Source organism: Leptospira ainlahdjerensis (assembly GCF_016919175.1).
Classification (GTDB): Bacteria; Spirochaetota; Leptospiria; order Leptospirales; family Leptospiraceae; genus Leptospira; species Leptospira ainlahdjerensis.
In genome coordinates this window covers 22,444-38,686 of record NZ_JAFFPU010000069.1, presented here as the reverse complement: position 1 = coordinate 38,686, position 16,243 = coordinate 22,444, and the positions used below count along the sequence as shown (strand labels likewise).

Below are 16,243 nucleotides of genomic sequence, written 5' to 3'. Positions count from 1 at the left end.
GAATTCTTTTTTCGTGAATTAAAAGCAAAAAGTAACAACTCCTTCGATGAAATTTGGAGGGCTGTAAATCATGGGAACTAGGGATGTAGAATTCCTAGGTCGCGGATACATCCAGCCAGGAGCACGCGGAGCTTTTCGAGTTAAAGCTCAAAGTACAGGAATTTCTCCGGATCTAAATACTCTCGTACTCATTGGACCCGCAGATAACGGATATGATGCCGGAGATACGAATCTCGAAACTTCAAAACGAGTTTTAGAATTTAGCGGTGCAGACGAAGCGAAGTCAGTATTCTTTTCTGGCGATTTAGCAGACGCAGTTTCAAATGCTTTCTCTCCTTCCAAAGATTCTCGTTTTACGGCTGGCCCCCAGCTTATCAAAGCTCTGAACATAAACCCGAACGTGTCGGCAAGTGCTCCCGCCTCATCGATCGTTGCTACGGTTACGAATACAGTAAAAGCAATCGTTCCCGGTCCGAGAGGAAATCAAATTCGGTTTCGAGTAACGAACGGGGGAACGATTATTCAAATCGGAGACAGTGACGGAATCGGTACTTCTTCTCCATTAGAATCAAACGAATTACAAATTCAGTATGTAGGCGACGGACAAAACGCAATTCTATCTTTCGACGGTAATACACTCCGTGTAACTCTTTCGGGAACTGCTCCAACTGACGGGTCCGGAAACTTAAACGTTCCAATCAAAGACTATCCAACGCTTGGAGAACTCGTCGGATATGTTTCGAGTCGTGTCGGTTATCAGATCACTCTTCTTTCGCAACCCGACCGGAAAACTTCAACCCTAGACTATCTTTCTTTAACCGATGCCGTGGATGTAAAAGCGGTTCCGGTCACGATGAAGTCACTTCTTTTCCAGCAAGAAAGATTCTTTTTAGGAAACGGACTTGCTCAGGTTGTCGCAACTCCAGAAAGAAAACCACTCGCAGACATGGCGTCCTTCACCTATCTAAACGGTGGTTCTACAGGGATTGCAACCGCACAAGACTATATCGATGCTATCGATTATGTTTTTGATACGGAAGTTTCCAAAGGCTTTTACGTCAACGTCTGCACTTCAATCCAATCAGTTGTTCTCTATCTTGCGGATAAAATTGCATTTGGAAATTCTCCGGACGGGGCTGATGAAAGATTTGGTGGGGCAGGCTTAGACTTAACGAAATCAGTCGATGCAAGAATCGACGATATCAAAGCCACCAATTCCGAATACATGGTTTTGGGCTTTTCTCCGATCACTCGTTACGCGGCTGATAAGATAACCTTAAAAACGTATCCGGGTTGGATGCTTGCCGTTTTGCATAACGCAATCAAAGCATCCGGTAACGTACGTGAAACTGCAACCTACAAAGACCTTAATATCGTAGACGCGCCCGAAAAACTTTCTAAAACACAAATCAAAAAAATTCTAAGAGCGGGTGGACTCATCGTCACTCGAAAGCCAAACAACGGGGCTTTCAAGATCGAAATGGGTCTGACCTCATATCAGGCTCAAAACCTGATTAAAAACCAAGCGTCTACCGTTTGTACGGCCCTTGCTCTCGTAAAAGATTTCAGAGAGTGGCTTGACGTTACATTTATTGGCGAAGTCCCGACAGACCCCGACGCACTTGGAACTAATCTTACAGACGCGGACATTCGTACCGCAGTTACACAACGTTTTCGTAATGTATATATTACGCAATACGGATGGCTTACACGAAACATCTATACAGGCGAACCGGCTTTCGACGAGAAGTTCGATATTCGTCGTGACGGTGACGCCGTGTATTTCGTCTTCCCTGACGGCAAAATCGTAACTCCCGTAAATTACATGTTCTTTCTAGTCAATTTGGACGTTGTTCGCGGAACGAACAACGGAGGTTAATAGATGGCTAAGAGCGCACGACCGAACCCGGCAGTTCTCACAGGTAACGACGCAATCGTTAAAATAAACGGTCAAGCTGTCGGTTTTATGAAATCGTTACGAGTGAACGTAAACAATAACGTTGAAAGAATTCAAGCACTCGGATACAGAAAACCCAGAGGATTAAAGTCTCTTGCTTGGCAAGGAACAGCGTCAGGTGAGTTTCATATCCTTAGAACGCCGGTCGAAGGAGTCGTCGTGATTGATACTCATAGCGATGAACACGCGGATGATCTCTATGATATTTTAGTCATAGACAAAACTTCCGGAAAACGAGTTGGTCTTCTCACGGGAGCCGTAAACACGGACGGTTTCGGGTTAAACAACAATGAATTCTCCGGAAGAGAAATCGAATTTGAACTTATGGATTGGGAACCTATGGAAGCATTCAATTGAATGTATTATGAATGGTTCCATAGATTGGGATCAAAAAGCTTCAGAGATGGCAAATCCCGAAAAGAAAACAGAGTAATATCAAATCCCAATCAGAAATTGGACCAGGTTCTATTCTTCCTGTATTTTCACCACCGGTATCTGTCGGAGGAGGTGGCGGGGGAGTCACAGGAGGACTTTTTGGAAGGTGCCAACCTAAACTTTTGATTTTAGAGGAAACGTGATAACCCCAAACAGTGAATCCAATCGCATTTGGATGGACAATGTCTCCCATGAGTGAGTCATTTACAACCCAAGGTTCTAATGTCGATGGGTTCACAAAAGCTTCCCAAAGACGAAGATATTCCAATGTTAATCCTTGAGCTTGAAAATAAGGTTTCCTTCTTGTCTGAATTTCCGGATATGCACTTTCTTGAATTCCCATAAGAAAAGAAGGAAAAGTTCCCATTGCGGAGAAATTTCCAGCTATCCAACAATAGTAAGCTGGCATAGGTCCATTTGAGGGAACATTCGATCCAAAACAAGTCCCGCTTTGGGATGGATTCAATAGATATCCAGCTCCTCCGATTGCAATTCCGCTCATTAAATCAGAAAGGGCTGTAATTCCTCCATAAGTGATCATCGCGTTACTTAATATCGGTTTCATATTATTCAGTTCATTTTTAAAGGTGACTTGATCAGAAATCCCAAAACCTTGAAGAATCGCTTGGTATTTGAAATTCAATCCTTCAAAAGAAAAAACATTATCCTTTGGCAAACCTCTTTGGGCGGACCATGCTATAGCTGGATAATTTCCGATGATTAACACATTCTTTCTTACTTGATAAAGCCTTGTGATTGCTCTTTCAATATTGTTCAAAGCTCGATTTACATATTCTTGAGAATGCCAGGGCATCAAAACTAACATGAGGAAATTATTCAAATAGTCATTTCCTCCAATTTCAAAGGCAACATTTGGAGCAATTATATGGTTAGTGTTTGTTAAGCAAGTTTTCAAATATTCTAATAACCCGGCTGAATTATCTCCACCATGTCCTAAGTTTTGAATGTTCCAAGAAGAATCAGTTCCTAAATAAAAATCCAAACTAGATGCACCGTAAAATAGTCCCAATGAAAATTTCTTTCCAGGATAATCACCATTGGTCAAACCCGGAAAATAATAGATTGCAGCATCGTATCCTTTTGGAAGAGCGTTTGCAAAATCGATTCGACTATCACCAAAGAACGTTACCGTTGTCTTGGAGTAATAAAGAGGGTTTGAAGGATCGGGAGACGCCTGAGTAGGGTTTGAATATTTATTGATAGTTTTACAATCTGTTAGATCTGGAATCCCAGAAAACGGCTGAGCCGTTAGGGCATTACTTAAAAGAATAAATGAGCTTACAAAAATTAGTAAAATGTTCTTTCTCAAGGTAAAACCTCAAAAGTAAAATTTTGGCAAGGATTAGAGGGAGAGCTGAATGAAACCGTATTTATATTAATTATCGTAGTGCCATTTGTGAATGAAGGAATATTGCAAGTTTGAGTTCCTCCTGATATAAACGTAGAATAGTTACCTAGATCACAATTAACAATTGAATTAGAAGCATTTAATATGGGATTCTGGCAATTATAGATTGATAATTTCAATGCGCACGATGGATAATCAGCTGAAACAGAAAATCTATATTTAAAGCCGCTTGAATTTATAGAATATCTATATTGGTAACTATTGGCAATATTCGTATTTATTGTTACGGGATTGCTAAGAGCCAATTGCGTTGAAAGATTTATATTTGAACATTCAGGATAATAAAAATCCGGAGTTCGCAAAATGGAAATAGCATAGGCAAGTCCAGCATTTCGCCTTCCCTCGCTCGAATTACTATCATCACATGAAAATAACCCTGAAAAAAGAAATAAAATAATCAATAACTTCATCATCTTACTATGTTTATGTTTAACCATTTTTAAAGACCCCTTTTCGCAATTTCGTCGATCGCCGCTTTTCTAAGAGAAACTAGCCAGGCCAGATTTTTTTCTAAGATTTGTTTTTCCTGGTCTGGAAGCTCAGTTATATAATCCTGAAGATAAGAATAAGCAAAGATACCAATGAAAGAATTTGATCTTAAATTAGTGAGTTGTAAAGTCGAAAGTTTTGGAACATCAGTTAAGGCACTCCCATAGTAAGAATTCATTTGGTTCAGTTTTGATTCATATCTTGCCTGTTGTTCTTCCGGTGTAAGAGTTTTGGGAGGAAGAGGAGTCCCATTTTTCCAGGCTTGAGCCTCTGCGTCGATCTCCGAAGGAGAAAGAACAACGTATTTATTCAGTGAAGAAAAATCGGACGTCGTCTTTTGAAGAGCTTCCGGAGTTAAAAGTTCTTGAGATTCTAAATTCTTTTCCAATTCTAATGTCGCATGAATTTCTTCATCACTTGGGAGATATTTTGCATTTGGATCGTAAGAATTTGAATTCGAGGGAGAATTCTGATTCGAAGAATCTGGATTTCGAATCCCTAAGAGAAGAGGGGTTAATTTTTGAGTGAGTTGTTTTTTACGTAGCCGAGGGTCTGGTGCTGTAAAGTCCCCGCAATTCATTTGAAAGAGAAATAACGTAAAGAGAAAACTAGCCGACTTAGTAGAAATGCGCATTCTGTCCCTAAATTTCAAAAATATATCCCAAAGTTGGGTTTTGTGCGCTTTATGTCAAATTAATTGTCTTCAGAAAGTAACCATATTTTTTTTGTATCAAATGCGAAAAAATAACAACTCTTAAATCTATAAATTTCTCTGCGAATTTGATAGGGTCTATTTCATATTGCTTTATAATTTGATCGGCTCTTGTTTAGAATTCCCTTTTGCCGAATGCACTTTGAAATCCATATCTAATCTATTCTCTTTTATTTCTGATCAAAGTAATCTTCTCCGATATCGAAATAATTTACATCATCTGTGAATGAGAATTCTGGAACCTAATAAGAGAGTTACTTTAAACGTTAAATATGAAGGTGACTCTTACAAATTCGAAGCAGATATCGCAGACCCAAGCACCGAACTCGACATTGAAATCGCGGTTGCCAAAAGATTAAATGGCGCGTCCCTTGAATCGATTCCGAATACAACTTACGGATATATTTACGCAATTGCTACATTAAACCACGTCATCAAAGAAATCCCCGAAAATTTTCCCATTCCAGATATACAAACCTTTGAGCAGATAAGAGACAAAGAGTTTGTGATCAGACTCTTTAAAGAATATGAGAAAAAGGAAAACTGGTTTAAATCAGAGTTAAAAAAAAATAGGGACGCTCGACGCACTGAACGACGAAGAGAATCTTCTCGACCTCTTTCTTATGAACCAGATGAAAATACTTCCGAAAGGAGTCACACATCTGGGAAATCTGTTTCTCGAACAAAAGAGATTCATCCTCGAAGCCACAGCCAGACTCGACATTCCGAAACTTCTCATGAGAGCGAAACTGAAGTCTCAGAAACGCCAAGTACTGAAGATGAAACCGATGGAATTCCTAGAGAATATAAGCCCGACAATGGCCAGTATCCTGGAGGCAGAGGCCGGGTATTCACAAGACATGCTAAGGAGTGAAGGAGAATTAAAGCGTAAAGAACTCTTAGAAAGAATCGAAAACGAATTAAAATTCTATGGCTGAAGAATCTTTAAATATAAAAGTCAAGGCAACGCCTGACTTTAAAGCAGTAGAAAAAGAATACGACCGAATTGCTAAAAAGGGAAAGAAAGGAATTCCTGTATCCGGTCGCGGAAAAGTTCCGGAGAAAAAAGGATCATCAAGTGGGAGCGGAAGCGGTGGTGGAAGTTCCGAAAAAAAGAAACTCGAGGCCGCGTCCCGATACGCCGGTGGAAGTGCAATGGCTTCGAAAGTCGGAGCTGATGGATCCGACTTAGATGAAACTCAAAGCGGAGGGTTCTTTAATACCTTTGATAAGAAAATTTCAGCCGCTCGCGATCTATTTCGAAAAAAGAAAAAGAAGAAAGATGGTGAGGAAGAAGAATCATCCGCGAGTTCAAGCGGTATAGGTCTCACCTCCGCAAAACAAATTCAACTTCAAAAAGCAGAAATCAAAATCCAACATGCAAATTTTGATAAAGGCGGTCTTTCCGGACTTCCGGGATCCGGAGGAGGGGGAGGATCAGGAGGCGACGGCGGATCCGTTAGAGGAAATAATTTTTCACTGATGGGAGCCGCGATTCCGATCGCTGGAGCCGCTTTTGCAATTGCGGGAGGAGTTTTAAAAACAATATCTGCAATTGGAGAACAATATCACGCTGCTATGCAAAGCCAAGCTTCTACGATCGGTGCAACTGGCGGTTATGTTGGAGGTGGTGGAGGATACTTCGCAAACTCAGAGCTCGCACAAGCAAATGTAGTAAGGGGTCGAGTGACGGGTGAAAACATATACGGAAAAGGAAATCAGATTGATGAAACGACAATGCAATTTGCCGCTTCACAAGGGAAAGGAATTGCAGAGGTAGTTAAAGAGTTAGAAACAATTCGAAAAGATTCCAAAAATGCAGACGTCGGTTTTCTTCGTGGTGGAGCTTCGGCATCCGGGTTTCAAGGTTTAAGACAATCTGAATATATCTCAAAACTCGCGAACATTTCTGAAAATTTAAGAGGAAAAGGATATTCAGGAGATATAAGCGACTACGCTAAATTTTCAGCCGGTATGCAAAGAACAGACGGAATCAATATGGATCCGTCGAGAAGAATGGCTCTTTCAGAACAACTTTCCGATCAAGGAAGAAGCGGTGCGTTTGGCGGTGGAGTGTTTGGTTCTCTTTCTATGGCGGAAGCCTTAAAAACCAACGGAGGAGACGTGATAAAAGCAATCAAAGAATCCGAATTAAATCCTGGAAAATATATGTCTTCTGCAATGGGGGGAATGGATGCTACAACACGCGGTCTTTTAAATAAAATGCAAGGAGGAAGTTTTTCTGAAATGGCTGGAATGAAATTTGGATACAACGATATCAAGTCTGATAACTCAAATATTGAGGCGGGCTATAACAAAGGACTAAGCCTCGACAACGCAAAAAAAGAAACCTTTGCCACCGACGTAGGCGCCCAAGCCGCACAAATCGGATATGATATGAATAAAGCGATGATAGATTTATTCAATGAAAACAAAGGTGCTATGAAAAGTCTTGCATCGACCGTTTCAAATATTGAAAAGTCTGTAATACCCGTTATCTCCGGACAAATTACCTCACTCGTTGGAACGATAGAAAAACTTGCAAAGGGTGATTTCGGTGGTGCGCTCGGGGACATGATGGGTGGTCTTGGAAAACTTGCGACACTTGCAAACCCCGCCGGTCTTTTAGTCCGATCGAAATAACAAATCTAAATTCCGATATTTCATTCCAACGCAAAATACCGGAATGGAAATACACCGTTTTCTTTTTCAATTATTCAATCGAACAGGCGTAGCAATCGAAAGAGAGGTGGAAGAATTCGCTCAAGAGTTCCAAGTCCAACAACCTCAAAAACTTACCAAAGCCTTTAAACAATCCGATAACCTTGTAACGATCCCGATTCCAACGGGGATTCAATTTAAGTATGTTCTGATTCTTGGAACCTATCTCGCCGATGATACAGCGATCGGGGTAAAAAAAGACGATCCTGCACCGATTGTAGTTCGTATCAATGGATCCGCGACAGATCACCCACTTCCTCAAGGGTTTATGGCTTGGACTGGAGGTCTTTCTTCTTTGAGAGTCGCAACTACCTACGACACGAATCAAGTCTTAGTAGAAGTTTACTTGGGATAGATGAATCCTGTATTTGATTTCTTACTAAGGGGAATTGGCGCGCAAGTTCGAATCGGAAAGGGTGGTCCTCAAATAAAAGGATCATCTTCCGGTTTGGATATACGTCTTCCAGACGATTCTGATTTCGGAACGCTTCGAGTCGCCCAGCCACAGTCCGGAAATGATGCAGTCAATTTGGATTGGATCAAAGAACAAGTTCTTTCCAACTGGAACTTACCCGTTCAATCCTTGTCAGAACTTAGAGCTATTCCCGCTTTCGATCGTAAAGATAAACAAATTCGAGAAGTTGAAGACGAACTTGCATTCTACCAATTCGATTCCGAATCAACTGCCACAGTTCCCGATCCGCAAGATGTAACCAGAAGTATCGTTCCTAATGATATAGTTCTTCCGAATCCAGGGCGGTGGTTAAAAACTACAGCAAGGGTCCAACAACATTCACAACTTTTAGGGTTAGCGTCTTCAGACGATCACCCTCAGTATCAATTAAGGACTGAAAAAAACTCGGTAAATGGTTTTCCTGGTCTTTCCAATGATTCTGGAAATCCTGGAATTCAAATCATTTCAAATGGTTCGATCATAAGTGTGATTCGTTCTCTTGCGACTGCAGCCAAAACTTTTTTTCTTCCTGATAAAAATGGAACGCTTGCTTTGGATGATCCATTCATCGGAGCAACGGATACGGTTAACGGTCTGAAAGGACTTGTTCCTTCTCCTCTCATTCTTGACAGAGAGAAATTTTTGTCAGGTGACGGGACATGGAAAACTAATTTCGGATCTTTAAAAAACTCCCCTCTGCAAAATAGCGCATACACCGCGTCAAAATATGAACGAATTTTGTGTGACGTCTCCGGGGGAGGGATTTCAATCACACTTCCTCTCAATCCCGATGACAACACAGTAATTGGATTTTTAGATGTTTCGAATGTAGCTGGAACAAATCCGATAACGGTTTTAAGAAACGGTCAATTGATAGAAGATCAAACCGAAGATTGGCAGTTGGATTTAGACGGAGGGTATTGGGAGCTCGCGTATTCATCTCAAAGGGGAAGCTGGTATTTTCTTTCCCTTCCCGCATACAACAACGTATCACCTTCCACCGGCTTTATCTCAGATAATCCTCTCTTTACTGAAACTTCACTCGCTCCTTCTGCAAGAGCCGTAAAACAATACGCGGATACTCAAGACTTGACAGTTCTTCAAAATGTTGCGTTAGTCGGCACAATACAGGTAGGTTCAGGAAATGCGGTTGTCGGCACACTCATAAAGAACTCTTGGTTTGAGGGAATGACGAATGCGGCAGGTCTTTGCAGTGTTGCGACAGGATTAGGAAATAGTATTCTTACCGTGATTGCTTTTATAAGCGACGGAAGTGGGAAATGGTTTTCTGCTTCGACTTCCGTCGGTTCAAACACAATTTACTATGACGATTCCGGCAATATATCGATTCAGTTTAGTGGAAATGGACTTTTTCAAACGCGCTCTGTAAGATTCAAGGTTGAGCACAAATGAAATCTTTTAAAAACGATTATTTAAAAGATAACGCATTGAGAGCCTACGCGGACAATCTAGTTTCTGCCGAAGCAAGTGCGAGAATCGATGCTTTTTCAAATTTACAAACATCTTTAAATTCGAAAATAAATACCTCATCAAAAGGGATTCCAAACGGGGTCGCAACTCTTGATACGAACGGCCTTTTAACAGGAAGTCAACGTCCGCCGGTCGTCGCAAGCGGAAACGTTTATATCTTTCGACCCGGTGAGACGTCACCCTCTGGAAACGTATATAACGATTGGGCAACTATGATTGTCGCAGCTCAAAGTAAGCAGGGATTAAAATACATTCAATTTGATGATTCTCTTCAAGGAATTGTAATTCCCGTTGATAACGTAAACTTTTTAGAATTTATACTTCTTCCAAGATACAAAAAAGGGACCTATATCGATGTGACTTTTTCTTCCGGATTTTTACTCAGCACTTGGCCGATCGAGATAAGAGGTTTAAATCTTAAATTCTCATCCCACTTTAACGATAATTCCGGAACAAACGCATTTACTATGATCGATGCGAGTATCCAGTACAGTGGAACGTCTTCAAACGGAGTCGATTTTTTTACGGGTTCTTTAACGATCTTTATGCGAAATTCCCAAATCGTCGGACCTGGAAATTCATTATTCTCTCTTGCGAACCGCACACTTCAAATTCTTGCCGTATCTGGTCTTTGCAACGTTGATCCAAACCTCATCAAAAGTAATGCTTCAGGAAATCTAAACGTTACAAATTACGGATCAACCAATCCTTCAATTGGTAACGTAGTGCAACCTCAATCCTCATTTTTAGGAACTCGAACAGATATCGACTTTGAACATACTTTAGAAAGAACGATTCTTTCTAAAGGGCAATTGATAACCAGGAATGGTTCGGGAAACTTCGTTGCTTTTCCAGTCGGTGCCGACAACGAATTAATTGCTTTCGATTCAAGCACTGCTACAGGTTTAAAATCCATTCCTCAGCCGGGAGCTTTGAATACTCCCGGAATGAAAACGATCACAGACTATGTAAGACAATCGTCTCCAATCACATCTCTTCTTCCTGTAGGAAATAAAACGATCGATTGTTCTACGGCAAACCTCTTTAGAATTACGGGGGGTACCGCGACTATTACGATTTCAAATTTAACCGAAAACGAAGTTGTGAACGTAGTCTTTGAATCTACGGGTTCTGCATATACGATAACTTGGTCGGGAGGGACGTTTCTGTGGCCAGGTGCATCCGTCCCAACTCCGACTTCTACCGCTTCTCGAAAAGATATCTATACATTCATAAAAATCAACGGCGTTATTTTTGGATCCGCTGTTCTTAGTATGGGTTAAAACGAATGTTTCTTCCATTTGGTTTTTTTAAAAATCAAGTTCCAAAACCGACTTTAGATCCAGCTTATCCTACAGGAGGAGTTGGGAACTATATCAAAGCAATGGTTCAATCCGGTAACACGATCTTTGTAGGCGGACTTTTTACATCAATTGGAGGACAAACTCGAAATCGTATAGCCGCAATCGATGCAACGACCGGCACCGTCCTTTCTTGGTATCCGACTGGAGGAGCAAATTCCGATATCTATGGATTGGCATTAAGCGGTAACACTCTTTATGTTGCAGGCTCGTTTACAAACATTGGCGGATCTACGCGTAACGGAATCGCCGCGTTAGACGCAACGACGGGAGCAGTCTTGTCTTGGTATCCGACAGGTGGACTAGGTGGAAGTCCGTTTGGAAAGTGTTTAGTTCTTTCAGGGTCCACTCTTTACATTGGGGGAGGATTTACTTCTATTGGAGGCGTCGCGCGAACAAATATCGGTGCAGTTGATGCAAATACAGGAGCAACTCTTTCTTGGTATCCTTCGGGTGGAGTAAATTTTAACTTAAACGTTTTGTACCTAAATAGTGGAGTATTATATATAGGAGGAGGATTTACATCTGTCGGAGGTCAATCTCGCGTGCTTTTGGCCGCTCTTGATCCAACGACTGCGAGTGTTCTTTCTTGGAATCCAACAAATGGAGGAGGGAACAACTACGTTGATACTATCGTAAGAAATGGCAATACAGTGTACGTTGGAGGTTCGTTCTCCTCTTTAAACAGCACTCTTCGGTTTGGTATCGCCGCGATCGATGCGACAACTGGATCTTTACTTTCATGGTTGCCTGATTTAAACGGAGGTCAGCTCACTGGACTTGCGTTAAACGGAACTTCATTGTATCTGGTCGGAAACTTTTCAACTGTAAACGGAGCCGCAAGAAGCCGAATTGCATCTGTGAGTACCGTAACTGCTGGAACTCTTTCTTGGTATCCTACCGGGGGAGCTGACGCGACAGTCGATACATCCTACGCTTTGGATGGAAATACTTTGTGGATTGCGGGCGGTTTTAGTAACGTTGGTGGACAATCTCGCTTGAGAATCGCAAAGTTAAATCTTTCATAATGAAAGTATATTTTAAAATACTAAATCCTTGTCCGGTTCAAAATCTTCTTCCTCGTCGAAATTATAATTCGAATCATCGGGATTTTCCTCGTCCTGTTCTCCGTTTTCTTCATATCCCATTTCAGAATAATCATTTCCTTGCATCGCGCCCATTGCATTTTGCTGGATTTGCATCATATTTTGTTGAAAAATTGGATTTAATATAATTGCACCCGCCATTTTGTAATCTTCTACCGGGACACCGTAAAGATCGGCAAGTGTCTCCCCGATTGTCGGGTCATCTTGTGCAATTCGAATTTCATCCACAAGTTTCCAGTTTGAAACTTCGTCTTTTTGTTTTTGAACTTTATCCTTTTCATCTTCCGGATCTTTTCCACTAAATTCACAAACTATCCCGCCGAAATCATCTTCGCGGAAATTTTTGAGTTTTGTAAAAGCAGATTCGAAGTAGGTAAGAAGACTGAGTTTTGCGCGAGTCATACTGTGTTTACTTTTTTCAGTCTGATTAGCTTCTGATAATGATTGTGAACCGATGAGCCTGAGTCCGAGTTCTGCTTGGTCCATTCCATGCCCCATAAGAACGAGTGAAACACACCACTGCATTAGATCCTTAAATACCATTTCATTTGGAATATTGAGTGGAGTCCATTTTACCTCACCCGCAGAAGTTCCGAGGATCGGGATTCGATGAGAATCATCAAGACCTGAGATCATCTCTTGCCATTGAAGTTGAAGAGATTCTAACGCTTCTTGGCTTATATCACCTTGGAACGATAGATAACCGTAAGGATGTTGTCGTGAAAATGTATCTCGATTGAATTTGAGTGAATTGATGACACCGACTAGATCGAGCATACACGCTTCTAATGGTGAGAATCCAAATCCTCTCATGGATACGTCTGAAAGATGATTTTTGTGGAGCCAGAGAATTTCGTTCGCTCCGAACGTTTCGACTACATTGTCATCGATGATTTGGACATACGCGACAGAACGATCTCCCCTGTAACCTTTTGCAGGATCAACTGGAAATATGGACGCGGGATCCAAATATCTGATTTCGATTAATTTTCCGAAGGGATTAAAAATTAAAAAGAATGCAATTGAATCGATAGTGAGAGTATCTCTCGTCATCATCTCAAAAACGGAACCTAAGTGATCGCGGTTCGCCCAACCGGGTGTCAAATCACCCATTTTATCAAACCACTTTCCGCATCGTTTCATCTGTGCGGTGATTTCAGCCGTGATTTCTTCGTCCTCGTCTTCCATTCGAAACCAAAGACCGGATTTGGAACTGATTCGTGCAAACTTACTCAAGTCTTCAACACGAACCGTATGGATTGCTGAGATTAAAGATGTACCGTAGCTGGCACTTCGAAGATGGGGAATAGGAATTCTCCACGTCGGTCGCAACTGTATCCCGTCTCGAATTTGTTGCATCTGATCAAAACTATATACGGGATTACGACCAGCGACTTCCGGAGTATTTACTTGCCCAAACCAGGACTTTGCTAAGTGTAAAAGGCGTTCATTGATCTTTTCAGTTTTAAGTCCGACCTCTTTGGAACGTTCGAGTCTTAATCTTTTTTCTAAATTCTTTTCGTAATCGTTTCCGCGCGGCCGGCCTTTTCCCTGTTTTACCATTGGCCTTGAGTTTATGAAGAAATGGATTATCGGATTATTTTTTCCGATTTTTTCCGGCGGGAAAAATAGGTTTCGTCGCAAATCGCTATCGGCTAAGAGTACAAATATCTTTTTCCGATATTGATTTACTGATTAATATAAGAAGTATGAGTCGAAAATCGATTACCCTGCAAGACATAGGGCGTATTCAATATCAAAATCAATTCACCGTTCCAGGTTCAGAAATCCTAAATGATCCCGGAAGACTTTACTACATTACTAATATACACTCATTAGGCGGATGGACAATTTCCGCAAAAGGGAATAACGCCGACCAAAAACTCACGAATTATTCTCGCTCCGGAAATGGAGACTTCCAATTTTTCCTTCCGCTCTGTGTATCCGAAGCTTCTTTTTCAGGAGTGACCGAGGTTTCCGGTTTTTGGGTGAACGCGTCACCAATGTCTCATTGAAATGATTTCAAGTACGAACTTAGTTAAGAAAAAGGTTCTCGTACACGGTAAGGGAGGCGATTATATGGCCTTCCGAAATACGAAAACCGGAAGTGATGTTTTAACTCCCAGAGAAAAGAAAGTTGAAGTTGCAAAACATCAAAGAAGTCGAATCCAACATACTTCCGTTCATAACGAAAAAGAACAAGCTCTCATAAAAGAAATGACGGAACGTCACAAGGCATTTGAAACCGAAGCGCGAGAACAAAGAAAAACGTATGGTGCTGGTCCTAAACTTCCAAAGCCCGGTATGATTATGAGGGTTTACGCAAAAGGAAAAGCAAATGTCGGAGGGATGCTTGCAAAAGTGAAACAAGTAGCGGACGACGGAAAAACTGTAATATGCGAACTAACCTCCGGAAAAACATATTCGCTTCCGATCGATCATCTTGAATTCGCTAAGTCGCAGTTCTTTTCCGATTAATACAATAACTCCTATATTTGATGAGTGAATTTCAAAACAGTCAGTTACTCTAACATTCTAAAAAATCGCAATCGAGAGTTCCGATGAGTTTCGGATTCGATGGCGACTTAAACACACAAGCCGAGGACTACGAATACCACGATCTGTCCGCGCGAATTTATCCTGAGTTTCAAACAAGCGTTCAGTCTCTACCTAGTTGGGGAACATTAATCCATCCGGACGAACTTCGCCGAATCATGTTTTTCGGAAACGAACCTCTTATGACAACTCGCGGAACTCAACTAGAAGATTTCCAATTAAAAAATTGGGTCGATCAAACAGTGCGCGCTTTTGCAAACGAAATTGATTGGGATATATATCCGAGACTTTGGAGAAGCAGACCTCTACCCGGACAGAATGGAAGATATGATTTAGAACCGCGAATCGGAAAAATCGAAGACTTTGCAGAATGGGATGATGTTTACGATTATGATTCTTCTAAGGGAACGAACTTTTTTCTAAAACTAAGAAGGAAGAATCTTTGTCGTCTTCACAGGTGGGTTCTTACTTACCCCTTTAATGGATCTACCTTTATTGATCTAACTCACAAAGCTACAATCCAATACAAAACTGGAATACTTCGTGCAGTCTATACAAGAGCGCCTTGGGGAAATATGCCTATGCCTACGATGGGAATTCAAGCCTGGCGTGGGATGACGGGTTCAAACGGAACCTTACCGGGTGCGTATCAAGTGGATTATACTTCCGGTTACGATCATGCTTCGCGCGTTCCAAGAGACTTAAAAGATCAAATTCTCAAATACTTCGCGATATGCCTTCTTTCTTCCTATGGGGAAGGGATCATCGGCGGGGTTGCCAACTATTCAACTTCAGTCGGGGTTATTAGCGAGAGTATAGGGACAACCATGTCGGCGGAAAACGCTTTCTACGGTGCAAGAATCAAACAATTCAGTAATGAGCTAAAAGATTGGTGGAAAACCGGGAAGCTCAGATATACGGGAATTAGTTTTGGTGCGCTCGGATAAATGGGAGAAATTAATAAATTGCCGGAAGTAGAAGACAAGGACATGCAAAATTATTTGGGTCTCATCGGAACAATCGCTATGATTTTGACTCAAATCCTAAGATGGGTTCTAAAAAAGTTCAAAGAGAAAAGAAAACTAAGTAGTTTAAAAAATCAAGAACCGTATCCCGTTACGAGTCCATATTTCAGATCGATCAGAGAAGTCACAAGGCTTGATATTTTTTTAGATCGAAAGCTTGCTACAAAGACATCTGACACATTGTACCAAGATCTCATTTCTCTTTATACAAAAGCAAAAGAGAACGGTTTAGAATCTATTAAGATTGAATTTGCCCACTACGGCTCGATCAGCGCGGCCGGCAGTTCTGCTTTACACAAATTCACGGACTACGTTTCCGAGTTTAACGGAATTCGGTTGGTGATAAAGTTTCCGACGGATTCTCCGGACGCTGTAAAACTATATTTAGATTTGCAAAGACACAGAGCAGGGTCCAACTCAGGTCGAATCGAACTTTACTTAAATGATTATACCGAATATGTAAAGAATCACTAACTCTAAGATCTTCTCCGATATACATTTCTCGAA

Annotated in this window: 15 protein-coding genes; 12 read left to right on the top strand and 3 right to left on the bottom strand. The window is 41.3% G+C overall.

Annotated elements, in window-relative coordinates; translation table 11 throughout:
- Positions 1-70 precede the first annotated feature (70 nt).
- Both JWG45_RS17370 and JWG45_RS17365 read left to right on the top strand, forming a co-directional pair.
- Entirely contained in the window at positions 71-1,879 is a 1,809-nt protein-coding gene (locus tag JWG45_RS17370) for a hypothetical protein (RefSeq protein WP_205280889.1), read from the top strand.
- A gap of 3 nt (positions 1,880-1,882) precedes the next feature.
- Complete coding sequence (locus tag JWG45_RS17365) at positions 1,883-2,314, top strand: hypothetical protein (protein ID WP_205280888.1); 432 nt, start codon at positions 1,883-1,885, stop codon at positions 2,312-2,314.
- Between the two features lie 40 nt (positions 2,315-2,354).
- Here JWG45_RS17365 and JWG45_RS22290 read toward each other — a convergent pair whose 3' ends face one another.
- Together JWG45_RS22290 and JWG45_RS17350 are read right to left on the bottom strand one after the other, a co-directional pair.
- Positions 2,355-3,722, bottom strand: a complete 1,368-nt coding sequence (locus tag JWG45_RS22290; RefSeq protein WP_232380743.1) for an LIC10707 family hydrolase — start codon at positions 3,720-3,722, stop codon at positions 2,355-2,357.
- A 538-nt stretch (positions 3,723-4,260) separates the two neighbouring features.
- Positions 4,261-4,944, bottom strand: a complete 684-nt coding sequence (locus JWG45_RS17350) for a hypothetical protein (RefSeq protein ID WP_205280887.1) — start codon at positions 4,942-4,944, stop codon at positions 4,261-4,263.
- A gap of 304 nt (positions 4,945-5,248) precedes the next feature.
- On the opposite strand from JWG45_RS17350, the gene JWG45_RS17345 reads away from it, so the two are divergent.
- From JWG45_RS17345 to JWG45_RS17320, 6 genes are read left to right on the top strand one after another with little or no spacing between them, the layout of a single operon-like run.
- A complete protein-coding gene (locus tag JWG45_RS17345) occupies positions 5,249-5,896 on the top strand; it encodes a hypothetical protein (protein ID WP_205280886.1) in 648 nt (215 codons plus the stop codon).
- Positions 5,897-5,952: 56 nt separating this feature from the next.
- On the top strand, positions 5,953-7,665 hold the full coding sequence (locus tag JWG45_RS17340; RefSeq protein WP_205280885.1) for a hypothetical protein: 1,713 nt from the start codon (positions 5,953-5,955) through the stop codon (positions 7,663-7,665).
- Positions 7,666-7,708: 43 nt separating this feature from the next.
- A complete protein-coding gene (locus JWG45_RS17335; RefSeq protein WP_205280884.1) occupies positions 7,709-8,098 on the top strand; it encodes a hypothetical protein in 390 nt (129 codons plus the stop codon).
- Positions 8,099-9,610, top strand: coding sequence for a hypothetical protein (locus tag JWG45_RS17330; RefSeq protein ID WP_205280883.1), 1,512 nt, complete (start codon positions 8,099-8,101; stop codon positions 9,608-9,610).
- Positions 9,607-10,971: a hypothetical protein gene (locus JWG45_RS17325; RefSeq protein ID WP_205280882.1), complete on the top strand. Its 1,365-nt coding sequence runs from the start codon at positions 9,607-9,609 to the stop codon at positions 10,969-10,971. Before JWG45_RS17330 ends, JWG45_RS17325 begins: the two co-directional genes overlap by 4 nt.
- Before the next feature lie 5 nt (positions 10,972-10,976).
- Entirely contained in the window at positions 10,977-12,077 is a 1,101-nt protein-coding gene (locus tag JWG45_RS17320; protein WP_205280881.1) for a PQQ-binding-like beta-propeller repeat protein, read from the top strand.
- A 12-nt stretch (positions 12,078-12,089) separates the two neighbouring features.
- On the opposite strand, the gene JWG45_RS17315 is transcribed toward JWG45_RS17320, so the two are convergent.
- The gene (locus JWG45_RS17315) at positions 12,090-13,718 is read right to left on the bottom strand and encodes a phage portal family protein (protein WP_205280880.1); all 1,629 of its coding nucleotides are present in this window, start codon (positions 13,716-13,718) and stop codon (positions 12,090-12,092) included.
- Positions 13,719-13,864: 146 nt separating this feature from the next.
- On the opposite strand from JWG45_RS17315, the gene JWG45_RS17310 reads away from it, so the two are divergent.
- The 4 genes from JWG45_RS17310 to JWG45_RS17295 all read left to right on the top strand — a co-directional run bounded on the left by JWG45_RS17310 (position 13,865) and on the right by JWG45_RS17295 (position 16,210).
- Positions 13,865-14,170, top strand: coding sequence for a hypothetical protein (locus JWG45_RS17310; protein ID WP_205280879.1), 306 nt, complete (start codon positions 13,865-13,867; stop codon positions 14,168-14,170).
- A gap of 1 nt (position 14,171) precedes the next feature.
- The gene (locus JWG45_RS17305; RefSeq protein ID WP_205280878.1) at positions 14,172-14,633 is read left to right on the top strand and encodes a hypothetical protein; all 462 of its coding nucleotides are present in this window, start codon (positions 14,172-14,174) and stop codon (positions 14,631-14,633) included.
- Between the two features lie 83 nt (positions 14,634-14,716).
- Positions 14,717-15,658: a hypothetical protein gene (locus JWG45_RS17300; protein WP_205280877.1), complete on the top strand. Its 942-nt coding sequence runs from the start codon at positions 14,717-14,719 to the stop codon at positions 15,656-15,658.
- Positions 15,659-16,210, top strand: a complete 552-nt coding sequence (locus JWG45_RS17295) for a hypothetical protein (protein WP_205280876.1) — start codon at positions 15,659-15,661, stop codon at positions 16,208-16,210. It abuts the gene before it with no gap.
- Positions 16,211-16,243 lie beyond the last annotated feature (33 nt).

Bases quoted from the DNA above. Each gene is read 5' to 3' on its own strand.
- JWG45_RS17370 (WP_205280889.1), top strand. From the start codon at position 71: ATGGGAACTAGGGATGTAGAATTCCTAGGTCGCGGATACATCCAGCCA.
- JWG45_RS17365 (WP_205280888.1), top strand. From the start codon at position 1,883: ATGGCTAAGAGCGCACGACCGAACCCGGCAGTTCTCACAGGTAACGAC.
- JWG45_RS17350 (WP_205280887.1), bottom strand. From the start codon at position 4,944: ATGCGCATTTCTACTAAGTCGGCTAGTTTTCTCTTTACGTTATTTCTC.
- JWG45_RS17345 (WP_205280886.1), top strand. From the start codon at position 5,249: ATGAGAATTCTGGAACCTAATAAGAGAGTTACTTTAAACGTTAAATAT.
- JWG45_RS17340 (WP_205280885.1), top strand. From the start codon at position 5,953: ATGGCTGAAGAATCTTTAAATATAAAAGTCAAGGCAACGCCTGACTTT.
- JWG45_RS17335 (WP_205280884.1), top strand. From the start codon at position 7,709: ATGGAAATACACCGTTTTCTTTTTCAATTATTCAATCGAACAGGCGTA.
- JWG45_RS17330 (WP_205280883.1), top strand. From the start codon at position 8,099: ATGAATCCTGTATTTGATTTCTTACTAAGGGGAATTGGCGCGCAAGTT.
- JWG45_RS17325 (WP_205280882.1), top strand. From the start codon at position 9,607: ATGAAATCTTTTAAAAACGATTATTTAAAAGATAACGCATTGAGAGCC.
- JWG45_RS17320 (WP_205280881.1), top strand. From the start codon at position 10,977: ATGTTTCTTCCATTTGGTTTTTTTAAAAATCAAGTTCCAAAACCGACT.
- JWG45_RS17315 (WP_205280880.1), bottom strand. From the start codon at position 13,718: ATGGTAAAACAGGGAAAAGGCCGGCCGCGCGGAAACGATTACGAAAAG.
- JWG45_RS17310 (WP_205280879.1), top strand. From the start codon at position 13,865: ATGAGTCGAAAATCGATTACCCTGCAAGACATAGGGCGTATTCAATAT.
- JWG45_RS17305 (WP_205280878.1), top strand. From the start codon at position 14,172: ATGATTTCAAGTACGAACTTAGTTAAGAAAAAGGTTCTCGTACACGGT.
- JWG45_RS17300 (WP_205280877.1), top strand. From the start codon at position 14,717: ATGAGTTTCGGATTCGATGGCGACTTAAACACACAAGCCGAGGACTAC.
- JWG45_RS17295 (WP_205280876.1), top strand. From the start codon at position 15,659: ATGGGAGAAATTAATAAATTGCCGGAAGTAGAAGACAAGGACATGCAA.